This is a genomic window from Algibacter mikhailovii, assembly GCF_014651495.1.
Taxonomy (GTDB): Bacteria; Bacteroidota; Bacteroidia; order Flavobacteriales; family Flavobacteriaceae; genus Algibacter_E; species Algibacter_E mikhailovii.
Window position 1 is genome coordinate 105,221 of record NZ_BMWZ01000008.1, and the last position, 19,556, is coordinate 124,776.

The following is a 19,556-nucleotide window of genomic DNA, read 5'->3' on the forward strand; positions in this document are numbered from 1 at the left end:
TTAATGAAGGTGGATGTTGAGTCATTAATTGAAAACTATTTTGAAGGGGTGTCCTATGACGAAATGTTTCAAGATAATAGGGGCGTTAAAGACACTTGGAAGAATTTATATGAAACGTTAAAATCATTAGGTACTGAAGAATTAATTTCAAGACAAAAAGAAATTGATTGGAATTTAGCAGAAAATGGTATTACTTATAATGTTTATAATGATCCCAATGGTCTAAATCGTCCATGGAGCTTGAATTTGGTGCCATTCATAATGCATAAAAATGAATGGAATAAAGTTGAAAAGGGCTTACAACAAAGAGCTACTTTACTTGATTTAGTAGTAAAGGATATTTATGGGGATAGGCAGTTACTTAAAAAAGGTATTATACCCCATGAAGTTGTTTTTGGTCACAGAGGATTTTTACGTCAATGTGATGGGATAGAAATAAATACACATAAGTATTTATCAGTCTACGCAGCCGATTTGTCTAGGGGGCCAGACGGTAGAATGTGGGTGGTTAATGATAGAGCCCAAGCGCCTTCAGGTATGGGTTATTCCCTTGAGAACAGAACCATTGCAGGACGTGTGTTACCCAATATATATAGAAATATTCATGTCAACGGGCAAGATCAGTTTTTTAATGATTTTAATAAGCTCTTAGTGAATGCGGCACCTGCCAACAAGACTAATCCAACCGTGGTTGTACTCACTCCAGGACCGCATAATGAAACTTATTTTGAACATGCCTATTTAGCATCTTATTATGGTTTTCCTTTAGTTCGTGGTAGCGATTTAGTGGTGCGTGATGGAAAACTTTGGATGAAATCACTTAAAGCATTAAAACAAGTGGATGTTGTTTACAGAAGGGTAGATGATGTTTTTGTAGATCCGTTGGAACTTCGTGAAGATTCGTACCTAGGCGTTGCAGGTCTGTTAGATGTTGTCCGCAGAAAAAATGTAAGCATTTTAAACCCTATTGGCGTTGGGATTATTGAAAACTCAGGGCTGATTCCATTTATGCCTGCTATTGCTAAATACTTTTTGGGAGAGAAATTAATTTTACCGCAAATTGCCACATGGTGGTGTGGACAAAAAAAGGAGTTAGATCATGTATTGTCTGATATTTCCAAGCTAGTTATCAAACGTATAGATAAATCGAATAGGGAAAGTATTGTTTTTACTGAATTTTTAAATGAAAAAGAGCTAGAAGCATTAAAGGATAAAATAAAAAGTAGACCACATTTATACGTAGCTCAAGAGAAAATAAAGTTTTCAACAGTACCTAATTTAGTTAAAGGTAAACTTGAACCAAGAAATATGGTTTGCAGAGCATTTACAATAGCTAAAGATAAAGGTTATACTGTGATGTCTGGTGGTTTGGTAAGGGTGTCATCTACTAAAGAAAATGTGAGGGTTAGTAATCAGCGTGGAGGAACAAGTAAAGACTTTTGTATCATAGATGAAAGCTCTATAAAAGGAAAGGTTCCAAGGGTTGGTAATACTAATACTACAGTGGTTGCTGCTGGTTTGAATGACTTACCTAGTCTAACTGCAGAAAATTTGTATTGGGCTGGACGTTATATTGGAAGAGCTTTAGTGACAAGTAGGCATTTAAGAATGGTACTCAATCAAATGGTAAACAATGAAGAGGTTATTAATCTTGACCAAAACACCAAATTGAGTATATTATTGCGTTCTGTGACACAATTAACCAATACCTATCCAGGATTTGTTGGCGACGAAAAAGAACCTGCAGTAAGTAATCTTAAGGATGAGTTAATTTCTGTTATTGTAGATCAGGATAAAGTAGGGAGTTTAGCCCATACCTTGTCCATGTTTAGTAATTCGTATTATTCTATTAGGAACTTATGGTCAACCGATATGTGGCGCGTTTTTGATAGTATTCATCAAATATGGGACCCTATTATTAATGAAGATATCAAATTGTTATCTTACAAAAAACTGATAAAAGTATTAGATAAATTAATCACTAGGCTAATAGCATTTATGGGATTAATTGAAGAAAGTATTTTGGTTGATCAAGGATTGCTTCTGTATTTTATCGGACTAAATCTAGAGCGTGTCATTTTGAATGTGTCTAATTTTCAGAGTATGCTAACAGTTGTAACGGAGGATTATATTGAATATGAGATTTTAGAGGCCATGTTACATAGTCATGAAAGCTTAAATATTTACAGATACAGTTACCGCTCCTATATTAATATAAATAGCGTCATTTCTTTAATCCTTTTGGATACTAAATATGCCCGTTCATTGACGTATTTGGTAAGAAGGTTGAAAAAGGATATTGCACATTTACCGCATTCAAAGGTTAAAGGTGCTTTACAAGATTATGAAAAACCTATTTTTGAGGCATTCTCTAAATTGAGGTTAGCTTCGGTAACTGATTTGGTGGATGTTTCAGAAGAGAATAGGTACTTACGTTATAAGTTAAATAAATTATTGACTGAATTGAATGTCTTGCTTTATGCTACTTCAAAGGCCATTTCAGATACTTACTTTAATCATGTTGACGATCAAAGTCAGCTTTCAAGACAAAAGTTTAGTTAATTAACGCTATGGATTTTTTAATCACACATATTACAGAATATAGTTATAGTGAAGAAGTTGTGTTTTGTCATAATATTGCTACTATTAAGCCGAGACAATCACCAGGTCAAGAGCTTTTGGAATATCACGTCGAAATAGACCCAACACCTACGGAATTTTCAGAGCGAAAGGATTTTTTTGGTAACAACCTGACCAGATTTTCTATTCAAAAGGCGCATAAGAAATTAGCGGTTACCTCGACTTGCAAAATTTCTAGAGACTACACAGCCATTAAAAACAGCTTTAATTCAGAAAAATGTACTAAAGTTACATTGGTTTCAGCTCTAGATAGTTTAAATGGAAATACAAAGGACAACTTTGAACCCAAGCAATTTATTCTGGATTCTATTTTAATAAAGAATAATAAAGCTAATATTAAGGAATATGCTTTAGAATCGTTTAAGCCCAATCGTTCTGTTTTTGAGGCGACCAAAGAACTAATGCAACGCATTTTTATTGATTTTAATTTTGTTTCTGGTTTTACAAATGTATCAACACCATTAGATGTTGTAATGGAAGAGAAGAAAGGGGTATGTCAAGACTTTGCTCAAATAGGTATTGCTTGTTTGAGGAGCGTTGGGCTGCCAGCCAGATATATTAGTGGTTATATAGAAACTTTACCGCCGCCTGGAAAACCTAAACTTATTGGAGCTGATGCCTCTCATGCCTGGTTTGCTGTTTATATTCCTGGGTTTGGATGGGTAGATTTTGACCCGACAAACAATAAAATCCCAGAAAACCAGCATATCGTAGTGGGCTGGGGTAGGGATTATTATGATGTGCCACCATTAAAAGGGGTAGTTTATAGTTCTGGGTCTAGTAAACTTAGTGTTTCTGTTGATATTAAATCATTGAACACAACAACAAATCAAGTACAATCTCAATCTCAATAATTTACCTGCTATATAAATTATTGTTGTTGCTGTTGCTGTTGATTTATTAATTCTTCATTAGCATCAGTAACACATATAGATTGCATTCGCGATTCATTCATGCCATGAAATTAACAAATAACTTGGAAATATCAAATATTTTAACATGCCTTGAATTTACAAAAGCACTAATGTTTAATGATAGAAGAATTCTTCTTCCATTTTTTTACTAATTTCTACTAATTTTTCAAGAATAGTTTCAATAAACGTTCTAAAGTCAACTTCAATTTCTTCAATATATTTGTATTGATATTCAGCGTATAATTTATTGACTAAAAATGCCGTAGAACCTTTTTTAGGTTTGTTGTCATCCGATAATTGTTGTACATGTTGCGAAACATTTAAAAGGCTATTGATAACAGATTTTGGGCATTGATGATTTAGTATTAAAAAATCTAAAGTATTGATGCTGTTAGGACTCGATTTTGTAAAACGTCTCATCATATCATAAGACTCTACGCAACGTAATAAAGTATCCCATTCTAAAGTAGGAGCCACCAAGACACCTTCTTCTTTTTTAAGTTCTATAATCTGTATATCGTTGTATTTAGAATTTATTATTCTAATAACTTGAGTTGCCCTTTCCATATTGAGTCCCAGTTTAATAATGGCATAGACTTCATCATATAGCAAAGTACTTCTAATTTTTGCTTTTAATATAGCGGTAAACTCTATGATATGTGTGGCAAAATCATATAAACCTTTTGTAACCAAATACTCTGTAGAATAGTTTAGGACAAAATGGTAAAATTTATTTATGGCCTCATATAATTCTGTAGATAATAAATCACGCGAACTATTGGCGTTCTCACGAGCTAGTTTTACGCAGTTTATTATTGAATATGTCTTTTTGGGGTTTAGACAGATATTGTATAAGACTTCTGTTTCTTCAACATGACTGTCGTCTTTTACCGGGTGGCCCACCATAAAAAGTAGAGACCGCAATACAAATTGTCTAGATTGGGATATCTCATTTGGAGCATCTAGGGATGAGAAATAATTGACTCTTAAATATCGTGCTATATGTTCTGAGCGTTCTATATATCTGCTCATCCAAAATAAATTATCGGCTACTCTTGCTAACATAAATTTCTATTTTTTTAAAACCCAGGTGTCTTTTGATCCACCTCCTTGTGATGAATTAACAACTAAGTTGCCTCTTTTTAATGCTACTCTAGTTAAACCACTTTTTAAGACATAGCTTTTGTCTTTTCCCAGTAAAGTAAAAGTTCTTAAATCTACATGTCTAGGTTCAAAAGATTTCTCAGCCTCTATATAAGTAGAATGGACTGAAAGGGACATAATAGGTTGGGCAATATACTTTCTTGGTGTTTTTAAAATAATGGCTTTAACTTCTTCTATTTCTTTTTTAGATAATTTGTTTCCTATATGAATACCATAACCCCCAGCTTCATCAACAGGCTTTATGACCAGATTATGAACGTTATTTAGTACATAGTCTAAATCTTCTTTTCTACTGCAATGATAGGTGTGTACATTTTTAAGTATAGGTTCTTCATTTAAATAATACTTTATTATTGCTGGCATGTAGGTGTAAATAGCTTTGTCATCGGCTACACCAGTACCGGGGGCATTGGCAAGACATACATTACCTGCTTTATAAGCTTTAAATAAACCGGGTACACCTAAAACAGAATCAGGATTAAATACCTCAGGATCAATAAATGCATCGTCAATTCTTCTGTAGATAACATCCACTTTTTTAGGCCCATTGATGGTCTTCATGTATACAAAGTTGTCTTCTACAAAAAGATCTCTACCTTCAACAAGTTCAACCCCCATTCCTTTTGCTAAATACGAGTGCTCATAATATGCAGAATTAAAAACACCTGGCGTAAGAACCACGCAATTGGGTTTATCAACACCTTTTGGTTTTACGGTTTCTAATATTTCAAGAAGGTTTTGGGAGTAATCGTTAACCGTATGAATTTTATACTTATCAAAAACGCCGAATAAAGCACGTTTTAATGCTGTTCTATTACATATAACATAACTTACGCCAGAGGGACATCTAATATTATCTTCTAAAACATAATAATTGCCATCGGCATGTTTTATTAAATCCGTTCCTGAAATATGATTATAAATGCCTCCAGGAGGGTTGAAGCCTTTCATCTCTTTCAAATAGTTGGCAGAAGATTCAATGAGTGATTTGGGTACTATGCCTTCTTTAATGATATTTTGATCATGATATAAATCCTCCAAAAACAAATTGAGCGCTTTGCTGCGTTGTAAAACGCCTTGCTCTATATGTTCCCATTCTTTGTGATCAATTATTCTAGGGAATAGGTCAAATGGAAATATTTTTTCTTTGGTTTCGTTATTTCCGTATACCTGAAATGTGATGCCTTGATTAAAAAAAGATGTTTTTGCATAGTCGTTTAAAGTTTCAAAATCTACAATACTATGTTCTTTGTATAGGTCAAATATGGTTTTGTAAACTTCTCTAATGGAACCTTTAGAATCAAAGACTTCATCTAGTAATTTAGTATTACAAGAATATGTCGCAAATAGAGGTGTATTTTTATTCATAATACATGGATAATTAGTAGTTCTAAATTTATTAATAAAAACCCTAATTTCCTGTCGTAAATTGATAAAAATACCTACTTATTATAGTGATGTTATAATATTAGAAGGTTTTTTTTGTCAGTTTAAAAAAAAAGCGCACGAATAATCTTTTTGAATGGTGTTTTTTCATGTTCTGTAGTTACTTAAAAAAGTATTTTGTTGGTTAACTATTTCTAAAATATATTTAGAATTTAAGCGTTTCGAGATTCTTTTTATTTATTCTACAATTACCCAATGGATAATAGTATTACAATAATTATGGTAATGTAATAGGTTTTTTTTAGTACGTGGGTCAACATTCTTTACAATCCATGTTGTACATATATATTTAAATCAAATAAATAAGTATATTGTTTCGTGAAAATTAACCCCTATGATAGATAAGTTCTATAGCTCTAATTATTTTTTATTATTCATTTTATTTTTTTCATTCGCCGGTATAGCCCAAGAGCAAGAGGTTGTAAGTGATAGTACTTCTGTTTCTAAGGAATCTATTGCCATCGGAGATATTTCGGAAGAATCTGAAAAACTGGGTCAGGAATTATTGAAGCTTAAAAGTGCTCTAGATAAAAATGAAAGAGTCCTAGAGATTGATTCAATTATTACCTTAAAAACTCCGGAAATTCTTAAATTGGTAGATACCGTATTTTTAAAAAGGGAAGATGTAACCTTACGTGATCTCAAAGTTAGGAAGGTAGAATGGACCAATTATAAAGCCGTTTTAAGCGAACATCAAAGCACGATAAAAGATCGATCAGAAGAGATTAGTAAAATTATCAATGATGTGTTTTCTGATTTAAATAAATGGGAACTCACAAAAAAGGAATTGGCCGATAGAAGTGAGTCTAAGGATATGGAGGAGAGTTTTGATCGCGCTATTTCTTCTTTGGAAGAAATTTTGAAGGCTGCCCATTTGCGCTTAGACGATGTGTTTTCTACTCAGAAAAAAATTACCGAATTGGTTCTGGTTATTGATTCTGAGATTTCTAATATTGAATTCGCTGAGAATCAAAGACGTAAGGATTATTTTGTTTTTGATAAGAAACCTATTTGGGAAAAAGGTGAAAAACTTATGCTTGGTGATAGTATTTCTGTGAATTCACTCTCTTCCTATCAATTACTGAAGGAAGGTATAAAGGAAAACAAAAAGCAATTTTTAGAGTTTTTTCATTTAAATATAAAAACAGCGATCCTTCAAATTATTTTCCTTGTTCTATTTCTCGCTTTTCTTATTACGGCTAATATTAAATGGAATAAAGAAGAGATTTTGTCCTTAAAGAATCCCATAGAAATTCAAGCTAAAACCATACTAGTAAACCCTATCTTAACTACATTATCAGTAGGATTTTTGGTTACGGCTTTCTTTTATGACTCCATGGTTCCAGCCTATGCTGAATTTCATGTATTTGTCATTTTGTTTACAACAGTTTTGTTATTGCCAAAATTAACGGGTAAAGGCATAAGAAATTTTTTATGGCTACTTTTTGTTATATATACTATCACCATTTTTGAAGCCTTTATTGGTGTTAAGGCTAATTTAGTGAGAAATCTATCTTTATTTACAAGTTTATTATTGCTAGTGTCTTTATATATGGGACGTAAAACGGTAAGTCAATATCCGGAGAATTTTTCTCAAATTTTACGACCTTTTAAGTTGATTTCCGTGTTATATATGGCATTGCTTGTACTTTCCATCATTGCTAATATTATAGGCATGTTCGGCCTGTCTGCTTATTTAACAAAGGCAGTTATGGTTTCGGCAATTTTTGCTTTTGTGGTATACCTGTCAACAAAAGTTTTTATAAGTATTTTTATTTTAATTTTTAAGTTCCGAACGACAACAAATATTCAGACCTTAACTACGCTGATAAACGCTACACATCATAGAATAAGGCCACTGTTTAATTTTATGGGATTTGTTGTTTGGCTATTATTTACTTTAAGAGGTTTTGAAATATATGATTATATAATAAATAGTTATAATGAAATTATAGCTTTAGAATGGCAAATTGGAGAAATGACTATCTCTTTAGGGGGCATGCTTGCTTTTGCTGGAATTTTTATTATTACTTTAATCTTGTCTAAGTTGGCGGCAGCGATTTTTCAAGATGAGTGGATGGTAAATGTCTTGCCAAGAGGGATTGCTCCAGCCATTTCATTAGTTCTTAGGATTGTAATGATTGTCATAGGACTTTATGCTGGATTTACGGCTGCAGGGGTTGATTTAAGTAAACTTGGGTTTATTCTTGGAGCTCTTGGTGTTGGTATTGGTTTTGGTCTGCAAAATGTAGTACTCAACTTTGTTTCAGGTTTAATTTTGGCTTTTGAACGTCCTATTAATATTGGAGATACTATCGAGGTTGATATGGAAATGGGCGTGGTAACAAATATTGGTGTGCGTTCAAGTAATATTCGTGCGTATTCTGGGGCTGAAGTCATTATTCCTAACGGCGATTTGATTTCCAAAAAAGTTGTGAATTGGACGTTATCTAATAGAAATAGACGGAGCAATGTGGCTATGAAAACATCTCCTGATGCCGATCCAGAACGTGTCATTGCACTATTCAATGAAATAGCATTAAATCATCCAAGAACGAGTGCTATCCCTGAACCTCAAACATATTTTCATGGCTATGGGCCTGATGGGAATTTAAATTTCTCACTTATGTATTGGACTACATTTTCAGATACATTGAATACCGATAATGATATCGCTTTGCAAATATTTAAAAAACTAAAAGAAGAAGATATTGATGCGCCAGCTCCAGTAAGACGTATTGTTACGGAGGAACGTAAGAAGGGGTGATTTAATTGAAGGGAATTAACAAGGATAAAATTTTATTCATTTTGTTCTAAATTCCAATAAGCTGAGCAAACCAAAATGACTATTTATAAAATGCTTTTAGGTTTGGTAGGAGTGTAACTTAGCTTGGTATTAACTTGAAATCATGTCTGAAGGAAAGCATAATTTATAAAGACTACGTAGAATTTATAGTAGTAGTTAGTCGTCCAACAGATCAGGACGCCGTTCTTTAGTCCTCAGATAAGCCTGTTCTTCACGCCATTTTTCAATTTCAGGCAGGTTTCCGCTAAACAACAGCTTTGGCACCTTCCATCCTTTGTATTCTCTCGGTTTGGTATAAATTGGTGGCGCTAATAGATTGTCTTGAAACGAGTCCGTTAGTGCCGAAGTTTCATTACCTAATACTCCTGGTATCAACCTAATTACTGCATCACACAACACTGCAGCACCTAATTCACCTCCAGATAGTACATAATCGCCAATAGAAATTTCACGTGTTATAAATTGGTCGCGCACACGTTGGTCAACACCCTTGTAGTGTCCGCATAAAATAATTATATTTTCCTGTAATGACAATTGGTTTGCAATACCTTGATTTAACGTATTTCCATCAGGGGTCATATAAATAACTTCATCATAATCACGTTCTGCTTTCAATGCAGAAATACATTTGTCAATGGGCTCTACCATCATCACCATACCGGCACCGCCACCAAATTGCGTATCGTCAATAGATTTATATCTATCCGACGTATAATCCCGTAAATTATGAAAATGAACTTCAACTAAGTCAGCTTCTATGGCTCGTTTTAATATAGATGCTTCGAAAGGACTTTTAAGTAATTCTGGTAAAACAGTGATGATATCTATACGCATGCTTCTTTTTTAGTGCTGCAAAGATAAATGAATTGTTTGGGATGTATTAATAGTAATTATGAAGTGTTTAATAAAGGTTGAAAATTAAGGTCTAATTTTTTATGTTTTTAAGAGCTAAGAATCCTAATTATAAATTGAATGCTCTGAAATGCCCTTGTATTATAATGTCCTAAAAGGTATAATGTCCGGAATTTATATCTTTTAGTAGTTTTTCATCAAGAATGGCGTATTCATTGTTTTTTGGAAGCATCACATAAATTGTGTCAGCGCAATTAAAGCCCTCCTTTTTTAAGTCAAATTTTTTGATTTTAAGTGTATGTGTGAAGCTGATTTGATCCTTAAGTCTTATAAAAATAGGGACTGCATATCTAGGGAGTTCATTAAGAAGATGTTCTGTTAGGGTATTAATATTAAAATCTTTATCACTATGTGTTGTAATGGTAGCCATTCCTGCCTTTCCATCATTATTTGGTATTTGTACGCCGTAGACGGCGGACATATCAATGCTCTCAAGTTGACCAAGAACGCCTTCTACTTCATCCGTGGCAACATTTTCTCCCTTCCATCTAAAAGTGTCTCCCAATCGGTCCACAAATCTAGCATGCTTAAAACTTATATCTTGTAATAGGTCACCACTATTGAACCAATGGTCGCCTTTTTTAAAGACATCTTGAAGAATTTTATCTTTATTCTTAGTTTTATTTACGTAACCATCAAAAGCCATAGTTTCACTTATCTCAGATATGAGTAAACCTGTTTCACCTTTATGTACAGGAATTAGGAAGTTATCCGCACCTTTTATTGGACAATCATTTTCAATATCATACTTTATAATGCTATAATTTGTGGGGCACCACCCAATAGTACAGTCAAAATTGAAGGTGTTCGTGAATCCTACATTGCCGTCAGCGGCACCATAGAACTCGAAGATATGTTTAATTTGAAAACGCTCTTTGAATTCATGCCAAATATCTGGTCTAAGTCCGTTACCCATAATCTTTTTTATACGATGGGTTTTATCAAGTTTAGAAGGCGGTGCATTAACTAAATAACGACATAGTTCGCCTATATAAATAAAAGACGAAACATTATACTTCCTTACATCTTCCCAGAACTGTGATACCGAAAATTTACGTCTCATGACCACAGTGCATTGGGCAGCAAGTGCAGTTGGCCATCCTACAATAAGGGCATTGGTATGGTAGAAAGGAATGGGGATATACATCACATCATTTTGATTGAGATTCATATTGACTTTACCAAACCAGTAGTGGGTTGATAGCCATTTTCTATGGGTTTGGCGAGATGCTTTAGGCAATCCTGTAGTACCAGAAGTAAATACATAGGCGTATACTTGGCCAGCCTTAATAGGCTGATTTAATACGGGGTTTTTTTCACTTGAATTAATTAGTACTTCATTAAGATTTACATAATGTTTAGGACAGTCATTAAGTTTTTTATCTGCTATCCAATAGTAGCGATTATCTTCGGGTGTTGTTAATAAAGGCGTTACTTTTTCATAGTATGGTATCAACTCCTCACCAATAAAATAGAATCTAGATTTTGTGAGTTCTAATGAATGTATTAGGACCTTCTCTCTTTGGTTTGGATTTATTAATGAAACAATAGCTCCTATTTTTGCACATGCTGTAATTAAAAATAGAAGTTCTGGTCTGTTTTCTAAAAAGGCAATTACTGTATCTCCATTTTTTACACCTTCCGAAATAAGGTAATTGGCATACTTGTTTACTTTCGCGTTAAATTCATTGTAGGTATAGCTATCATCTTCATATCTCAGCGCAATAGTATCTCCTTGCTTTACTGCAATGGATTCTATTATTTTTCCTATGGATTCGTTACTGTCTGAATGAAGGTTTTTTGCCTTTTTTATATACTTTATAATTCTTGGTAATTGCGGTGTCAATAAAATTAATTTTCCAAGAATTTGGCTTAGCTTAATCGTGTGTTTGTTTGGGGACTTAGTCATGTTGTTCCTTATTACTTGTCTTAATTGTAACCTTTTGGTTTTGCCCTGTTAAATGATCAACAATTTTATCAAGTGGCGATTTGTCCTCTGGTTTAAGTTGACTAGGCACTGTAGTTAAGCTCCCGTCACGAGCAGCCACGTAGCTCGGAGATAATATTTCAACACCAGCCTCATTAAATACAATTAAAATATTTTTATGCATTTCAGAATATATAGCCGGCATTTTTTTAGATTCTAGCGTATATGCGTTCAATTCATATGAAACATAATAATCGTCTAGACTTGTTTGTAAAACAAAAGGAGCAGGTTCTTTTTCTAAAAGAGAAGTTTTGTCAGCCGCTTGAAGTAATAGGGTGTTGGCCGTTTCCCAAGGTAAATCATAACCCAGAGTTATTGTGGTATGCAGTATGATAGGTTTATGGTTTTCATTGGAATAGTTTATAATTGTGCCTACCAAAATCTTTGCATTTGGTATGGTAACATCTTCTTTTTTTGTAGTTCTAATTCTGGTGACTAAAATGGTTTTTTCAATGACATCTCCCATAATATTGTCAATGAGTACACGATCTCCTATTTGAAACGGACGCATATATGTAATGACTATGCCTGCGATAATATTCGCAATTGCAGAAGTAGACCCAAACGAAATTATAGCACCAATAAAAATCGAGACACCTTGAAATGCTGAAGATCCTGATCCAGGTAAATAGGGGAATATCAATATTAAAGCTAAGGCATAAATAAATATACCAAAAATCTTCCCTGTAGGTTTAGCCCAATCTTTATGAAAATTTTTAATCTCAAAACGTTCTTTGTCAACATCATTAGCAATATCATTTATTACTCGAACAATATATCTGGCGAAAAAAGCAATAATTACAATAAAGAATAGGGAAGGGATAAAGTCAATAAATCCGTAAAATATATATTTTACAGGTTTTGCGATATAACCATAAAATAAATTGACTACGTTTTCGGCCCAAGGGAAAAAACTAAACATGAAGGGCGCATATACAAATAGTGATAAGGCTATGATTGCAATGCGAAAAACATTAGAGATAAATACAAAGATATTAACGGTGTCTTTGGGGATGAAGTACTTAAGAATATTTTGTTTTTTACGGAGAAATTTTTGTTCAATTTTTGATAGTCTTAAGTCTATTTTTCGAAATGCCCAATTAATAAATTTAATATAAAAAACCAGTATTATTAAGGATAGCACGAAATAGCCAATACGTTTGGCCCATTCTTTTGTGCTTAGTTCTTCTCCTTGATTCAATGTGCTGTTTAAGCGTTCTAACCTAAACTTTGCTAGTTTTTCAATGGTTGTGCTGTGGTTTTCTGCATCTCTGGAGGTTGTAATAATGGCAAATTTATTATTTAGCATTATTTTTATAAATTCATTTCCCGTTTCAAGCCACAAGCTATCAGTTAATGGATTGTATGTAGAGGTTAGCCGTTCTAACCTGAGCGAAGCCTCTTCAGCTCTTACTTTAAGGGGGTAGTTGTCCATACTACTTTTAAAATAAAATAGTGTGTCATTCTTCAAAATTACAGGTTCTTTTAAATCATTCTGAGGAGGTATGGAATCTTGAGCTCCTAAAGCAAAAGGAAAGACTATTAGAAATAGCAGTATTTTATGAAATGGCATAAGGAAAGTTTGTCTCACGAAGTTAAATAAAATATAAAGTGGATTTTTAAAACTGGCTGAGCCAATATTAAGTCTTGCTCTAATTTAGTTTATTTTTTTAATTAAATCAAATGCTTATAATTCCATAAGGATTTAAACCCCATTATTGTTAAGATAAACTCTTATTATCATTAGAATATGCAGGCCAATTATCGAAAAGAAAGCGACTGGGTTATTTTTAACTCATTGCCATATATTAGTTGCGCCAACAATTCAGTTTTGTGCAATGATTTGCTTGTTAATAAATTAACTCTATTCTATGTTTGGGAGGGCTTTAACATGACTAGATACTATGCCTTCTAATACTGCTATTATTTAATAGCCCAAAACCCTCCTTTAACCTTATAATAAGTCCTGATAGTTTTAGAAGTTTAATTAGTTTTGTTCTTTTTAAAAGCATCAAAATCAGAATCTTGTCCTGTTTTTGGAAAACTATTGTTTGATACATTTGTGTCAGGGAATTCAAAATTAGGGTCTAGGTTTACTTTATTAACTTCTTTTTCTTTAATAAATGTTTTTTGAATTTCATATTCGTTTTTTCGCCAAATTTCAGCTGGTAAAATATCTATTTCAGAGCTTCCGTCAGTAAATATCCATTCTATGGTTACAGGCATGACTAATCCGCCAATATTTTTGATGGTTATTTCATAGATGTTTTTTCCAGATAATGCTTTACGCATTTGTGGTTCATCTAATCGTGACAAGAATTGACCATAGGCGCTATCTGGAGCAGAAATCATATTAATAACCTCAGGACCATTGGTAAAATCTTGTTCTTTCGCATTTGAGTTTTTGCCTTCAGTATTAAGTTTTACTTGTGATTTATTCGTTTGATCTTCAAGGTTTGTTTGGTTTTCATAAACGGTAAACCATTTCACTTCACTTAATTCCATATCCACATGATCTGTAGTGAAAAACCAGCCTCTAAAAAACCAATCTAAATCCGTTGCGGTAGCATCTTCCAGTGTTCTAAATAAATCAGCAGGGTTCGGGTGTTTGTATTTCCATCGGTTAGCATACTCTTTAAAAGCCTCGTCAAAGAGCTCTTTACCAATAATAGAATTGCGTAACATTTGTAAGCCGACAGTAGGTTTGTAATAAAAATTATATCCAAATTGACTGAATAATTCGTTATCAGAAGTTGTCATGATCGGTCTCAGAATACTTTTGTCTCCACTCATAAACGGGACAATAGTTTTTGGCGTAACACTAGATGCGTTTGGATAGCGTTCTGCTATAGTTCTTTGATGTAGAAAAGTGTTTAAACCTTCATCCATCCACATCCACTTGCGTTCGTCTGAGCTTACAATCATTGGAAACCAGTTGTGCCCAACTTCATGAACAATTGTGCTTATCATTTGTTGTTTACGCCGTTCAGATATTTGCCCATCAATTGGTCGGCCGCCATTAAAACTAATCATTGGGTATTCAATACCTACATTGGAGGTGTTTACCGAAATAGCCACCGGGTAGGGGTAATCAAAGGTTGCTTCAGAATATACTTCAAGCGCCTGTTTTATGGCGTTTGTGGACGACTCTCTCCAAACTGGTAATCCTTCTTTTGGGTAAAAGGACATGGCTAAAACGGTATTGGTAGCTAATTTTACAGCTTGTACATCCCATAAAAACTTGCGAGATGACGCGAAAGAAAAATCTCTGACATTTTCGGCTTTAAACTTCCAAGTTTGCTGTTTTTTAGACTTCTGTTTTTCATTATTTATCGCTTCCTCTTCGGTAATAATCATCATAGGTTTGTCAAAAGCAGTTTTAGCTTCATTGAACCGTTTTAATTGTGTTTTGTTTAAAACAGATGCACTATTTTCCAAGCTACCTGTGGCAGCAACGATATGATCGGAAGGTACTGTAATATCAACTTCATAATTACCAAATTCTAGTGCAAATTCGCCTAACTTTTGAAACTGTTGGTTTTGCCACCCCTCAGTGTCATTATAAACTGCCATTCGAGGAAACCAATGGCCCATTAAATAAACCGTATTGTCATCTTCTGGAAAATACTCATAGCCTTCCCTTGATAATTTAAAAAGGCTTCTATCTGTAATGGGATAGGACCATTTTATGGATAATGTGGTGGATGTTCCAGATTTTAAAACGTCGTTTAGCTTTACTTTCATCATGGTGTTATTGATGATGGTCTCAACATCTGCGTTATTCTTATCTTTCACAGATTTTATAGAATATCCTGACGGAAAATCTAAGGTCCTTGTAAGAAATTGCATTTGCCTGGTATTCATGGAATCTTTCATTCTATTATCAATAGCACCAAAATCTTCGTTACCTTTTTTATTTACATTTTGTTCAAGCTGAACCCATAGGTAGCTTAAATCATCAGGAGAGTTGTTGTAGTATGTAATAGTTTCTTCTCCTGAAAGTAAGTTGTTCGTTTCATCAATAGTTGCCTTTATTTTATAATCAGCACCTTGTTGCCAATATGATTTGGTAGGGGCTCCGCTTGCATTTCTGAAGTTGTTAGGCGGTGCAATTAAATTATCAATGGGCTCAAACTTGCCTTTCCAAGGTTGGTTCTGAGCACCTAAAATAGAAATAAGGCCTAGCGTTGCCGCCAATAACAGGATACGTTGCATATATAATTATTTGAGTTAGTCATGCACAAGGTACTAAATATTGAAATGTTTTTTGTTAAAATCTTTATCTACATTAAGCTAAGTTTAATTTTTTGTAAAATCTTATAATACATAACTAAATAGTTGCTTTAAGGGGATGTGTTGTGTACATTTGCCCCCTTAAAATAAAGTATATATTATTTGTTTTTTAACAGAGGAAAAATTAAACATATATGAGTGATAAGAAAGCGAAAGCAGTAACATTTGACGTGTTAATAGAAATACCAAAGGGAAGTAGAAACAAATACGAATATGATTTTACTTTAAATAAAATTAGATTTGATCGTATGTTGTTTTCTTCAATGATGTATCCGGGAGATTACGGTTTTATTCCGGAAACCTTAGCCTTAGATCAAGATCCATTGGATGTCTTGGTTTTAGGACATCAGCCAACTTATCCAATGGTGGTAATGGAAGTGAGACCTATAGGTGTATTTTATATGACAGACGAAAAAGGACCAGATGAAAAGGTAATATGTGTTCCTGTTTCTGACCCTATTTGGAGTAACAAAGAAGATATTTCAGATTTAAACCCGCATAGACTGAAAGAGATTGAACATTTCTTTCAAGTTTATAAAGATTTAGAAAAGAAAAAAGTTGATACTGGAGGTTGGGGTAATGCTGCTGCTGCCGTTAAAATTTATCATGAATGTGTGAAACGTTATGATGAAAGTGAACACAAGAAAAAAAGAACGTTTACTATTTAAAATAGAGTGTATCCATAAAAAAAGCCATCTTATAATTAAGATGGCTTTTTTTATGGATACACCTATCTGTAAGCCTTACTTTAAGTATTGATTGCAACTATGGTTTTTTAGCTGTTCCATGTGAAATTTCAATAGACTACACAAGAAAAAACTAACATAAATCATAGTATTAAAAATATTATATTTTAACAGGTGTTTGAATGTGAAATCTTTAATTAATTGGTGCTTTTTTTATCACATTAATTTCCATACTTTTGAAATCGAAAAAAATAATTGAATTAATAACGAACTAACTTAATATGGAAGTAATAGTGAAATTTTTACCGCTTTTTGGTGTAGTCGCCTTAGCGTTTGTTTTTATTAAAAGTGCTTGGGTTGGAAAGCAAGATGTTGGTGATGAAAATATGTCTCGGATTGCAAAAAATATTGCAGAAGGCGCGATGTCATTTTTAAAAGCTGAGTACAAAGTATTAGCAATTTTTGTTGCTGCAGTAGCAGTATTATTATATTTTAAAGGCGCCTCAGAAGCTGGATCAAGTGGTATGGTAGCCTTGTCATTTATTATTGGAGCTATATGTTCTGCATTAGCTGGATTTATTGGAATGAAAGTGGCAACCAAAGCAAATGTAAGAACTACACAAGCCGCAAGAACATCATTAGGTAGAGCATTAGAAGTTGCTTTTGCAGGTGGTGCTGTAATGGGATTAGGTGTTGTTGGATTGGGGGTTTTAGGTCTTAGTGGGCTATTCATGATTTACCAAGGCATATGGCCTGGTGCAGATAACTTAACTTTGGTACTTAATGTGCTTTCAGGTTTTTCTTTAGGAGCTTCTTCTATAGCATTATTTGCGCGTGTAGGCGGTGGTATTTATACGAAAGCTGCTGATGTGGGTGCCGATTTAGTAGGTAAGGTTGAAGCTGGTATTCCAGAAGATCATCCATTAAACCCAGCTACCATTGCAGATAATGTAGGTGATAATGTAGGTGATGTTGCAGGAATGGGAGCTGATTTATTTGAATCTTATGTAGGTTCAATTATAGGAACAATGGTTTTAGGAGCTTTTATTATAACGCCAGATTTTAATGGTCTAGGGGCTGTATATTTACCATTGGTTTTAGCTGCTGTTGGTATTTTAATGTCAATATTGGGAACCTTTTTTGTAAAAGTTAAAGATGGCGGAAACCCTCAAACGGCTTTGAATATTGGAGAGTTTGGTTCTGCAGGTTTAATGGTAGTAGCCTCTTACTTTATAATTGATATTATGTTAGCTGGTACCACTGGTTTGCCTAACGGGTCACTTGGTGTTTTTATTGCTGTAATTGCTGGTTTAGTCGCTGGTTTAGCTGTGGGTAAAATCACTGAATATTATACGGCAACTGGAAAAAAACCAGTAAATTCAATTGTTGCGCAATCTGAAACAGGTTCTGCTACAAATATTATTGCTGGTCTGGGAGTTGGTATGATGAGTACAGCCATTCCAATTATTTTAATTGCTGCCGCTATTATAGTTTCACATCACTATGCAGGTTTATATGGTATTGCCATTGCAGCAGTAGGAATGTTAGCAAATACCGGAATTCAATTGGCTGTTGATGCTTATGGACCTATTTGTGATAATGCAGGTGGTATTGCTGAAATGGCAGAATTACCTAGCGAAGTTCGTGAGCGCACGGATAAATTAGATGCTGTTGGTAATACAACTGCTGCTGTGGGTAAAGGTTTTGCTATTGCATCGGCTGCATTAACGGCATTAGCCTTATTTGCAGCGTTTATGAAAACAGCGAACGTAACTGCTATTGATGTATCTCAGCCTAAAATCATGGCTGGTTTACTCGTAGGAGGTATGTTGCCTTTTGTGTTCTCAGCATTATCTATGAATGCTGTAGGTAGAGCAGCTATGGCTATGATTGAAGAAGTACGTCGTCAGTTTAGAGATATTCCAGAACTAAAGGCAGCTCTAGAAGTTATGAGAGATGTTGATTCTGATATGTCCAAGGCGACTAAAGAACAACGTGCTATTTTTGATGCTGCTAATGGTGTTGCCGAATACGATAAATGTGTTGATATATCTACTAAAGCATCTATTAAAGAAATGGTGTTACCAGGATTATTAGCAATTGCTGTTCCTGTAGCTGTTGGATTTATTGGTGGAGCTGAAATGTTAGGTGGTTTACTAGCTGGGGTGACTACTTGTGGAGTGCTTATGGCCATCTTCCAATCTAATGCCGGTGGTGCATGGGATAATGCTAAAAAAACAATTGAAGAACAAGGCAGAAAAGGTACAGAGGCACATAAAGCTGCGGTTGTGGGAGATACTGTTGGAGATCCGTTTAAAGATACGTCAGGACCTTCATTAAATATTCTTTTAAAGTTAATGTCGGTAGTAGCATTAGTTATTGCACCTAGTATAGCTTTATCGTCTGATGTTGTAACGGCTTATATTTCTGAAGGTAATGAAATAGAGCAAGTTGAGGTAACTAAGGAGGTAAAAATAGAAATGACTGATAATGAAGATGGAACAGTAAAAGCTGTTAAAACGACAGTAACTACTGAAAATGGAAATGAATCAACACGTTACGAAACATTTACAGGAACTGAGGCAGAAGTGAAAGCTCAAATTGAAGCAGCAGCTGAAGTTACTAAAAGCTTCATATCTTCCCTTAATAAAACTGAAGATGATTGCTAAATAGATTATAAATTTCAATTGAAAAAACCACACCATTAG

Annotated in this window: 11 protein-coding genes; 5 read left to right on the forward strand and 6 right to left on the reverse strand. The window is 34.0% G+C overall.

The window, feature by feature from the left end:
- The first annotated feature begins 3 nt into the window (after positions 1 to 3).
- On the forward strand, positions 4 to 2,562 hold the full coding sequence (locus IE051_RS15765; RefSeq protein WP_189362370.1) for a circularly permuted type 2 ATP-grasp protein: 2,559 nt from the start codon (positions 4 to 6) through the stop codon (positions 2,560 to 2,562).
- An 8-nt stretch (positions 2,563 to 2,570) separates the two neighbouring features.
- Entirely contained in the window at positions 2,571 to 3,494 is a 924-nt protein-coding gene (locus IE051_RS15770) for a transglutaminase family protein (protein ID WP_189362371.1), read from the forward strand.
- A gap of 174 nt (positions 3,495 to 3,668) precedes the next feature.
- On the opposite strand, the gene IE051_RS15775 is transcribed toward IE051_RS15770, so the two are convergent.
- Both IE051_RS15775 and IE051_RS15780 read right to left on the reverse strand, forming a co-directional pair.
- The gene (locus IE051_RS15775) at positions 3,669 to 4,619 is read right to left on the reverse strand and encodes an alpha-E domain-containing protein (protein ID WP_189362372.1); all 951 of its coding nucleotides are present in this window, start codon (positions 4,617 to 4,619) and stop codon (positions 3,669 to 3,671) included.
- A 6-nt stretch (positions 4,620 to 4,625) separates the two neighbouring features.
- Entirely contained in the window at positions 4,626 to 6,086 is a 1,461-nt protein-coding gene (locus IE051_RS15780; RefSeq protein WP_189362373.1) for a circularly permuted type 2 ATP-grasp protein, read from the reverse strand.
- A gap of 412 nt (positions 6,087 to 6,498) precedes the next feature.
- Between IE051_RS15780 and IE051_RS15785 the strand changes: the two genes are divergently transcribed.
- A complete protein-coding gene (locus tag IE051_RS15785; RefSeq protein ID WP_189362374.1) occupies positions 6,499 to 8,931 on the forward strand; it encodes a mechanosensitive ion channel family protein in 2,433 nt (810 codons plus the stop codon).
- 195 nt (positions 8,932 to 9,126) lie between these two features.
- Here IE051_RS15785 and trmD read toward each other — a convergent pair whose 3' ends face one another.
- The 4 genes from trmD to IE051_RS15805 form a co-directional block, all read right to left on the reverse strand.
- The gene (trmD, locus tag IE051_RS15790) at positions 9,127 to 9,804 is read right to left on the reverse strand and encodes a tRNA (guanosine(37)-N1)-methyltransferase TrmD (protein WP_189362375.1); all 678 of its coding nucleotides are present in this window, start codon (positions 9,802 to 9,804) and stop codon (positions 9,127 to 9,129) included.
- A 169-nt stretch (positions 9,805 to 9,973) separates the two neighbouring features.
- The gene (locus IE051_RS15795) at positions 9,974 to 11,791 is read right to left on the reverse strand and encodes a long-chain-acyl-CoA synthetase (RefSeq protein WP_189362376.1); all 1,818 of its coding nucleotides are present in this window, start codon (positions 11,789 to 11,791) and stop codon (positions 9,974 to 9,976) included.
- Positions 11,784 to 13,442: a mechanosensitive ion channel family protein gene (locus IE051_RS15800; protein WP_189362377.1), complete on the reverse strand. Its 1,659-nt coding sequence runs from the start codon at positions 13,440 to 13,442 to the stop codon at positions 11,784 to 11,786. Before IE051_RS15800 ends, IE051_RS15795 begins: the two co-directional genes overlap by 8 nt.
- A gap of 410 nt (positions 13,443 to 13,852) precedes the next feature.
- Entirely contained in the window at positions 13,853 to 16,084 is a 2,232-nt protein-coding gene (locus IE051_RS15805) for a M1 family metallopeptidase (RefSeq protein ID WP_189362378.1), read from the reverse strand.
- A 212-nt stretch (positions 16,085 to 16,296) separates the two neighbouring features.
- Here IE051_RS15805 and IE051_RS15810 point away from each other — a divergent pair, with 212 nt between their 5' ends.
- Together IE051_RS15810 and IE051_RS15815 are read left to right on the forward strand one after the other, a co-directional pair.
- Positions 16,297 to 16,830 (forward strand): inorganic diphosphatase, encoded by a 534-nt coding sequence (locus IE051_RS15810; RefSeq protein WP_189362379.1) that lies wholly within the window; start codon positions 16,297 to 16,299, stop codon positions 16,828 to 16,830.
- Positions 16,831 to 17,129: 299 nt separating this feature from the next.
- Positions 17,130 to 19,517 (forward strand): sodium-translocating pyrophosphatase, encoded by a 2,388-nt coding sequence (locus IE051_RS15815; RefSeq protein ID WP_189362380.1) that lies wholly within the window; start codon positions 17,130 to 17,132, stop codon positions 19,515 to 19,517.
- Positions 19,518 to 19,556 lie beyond the last annotated feature (39 nt).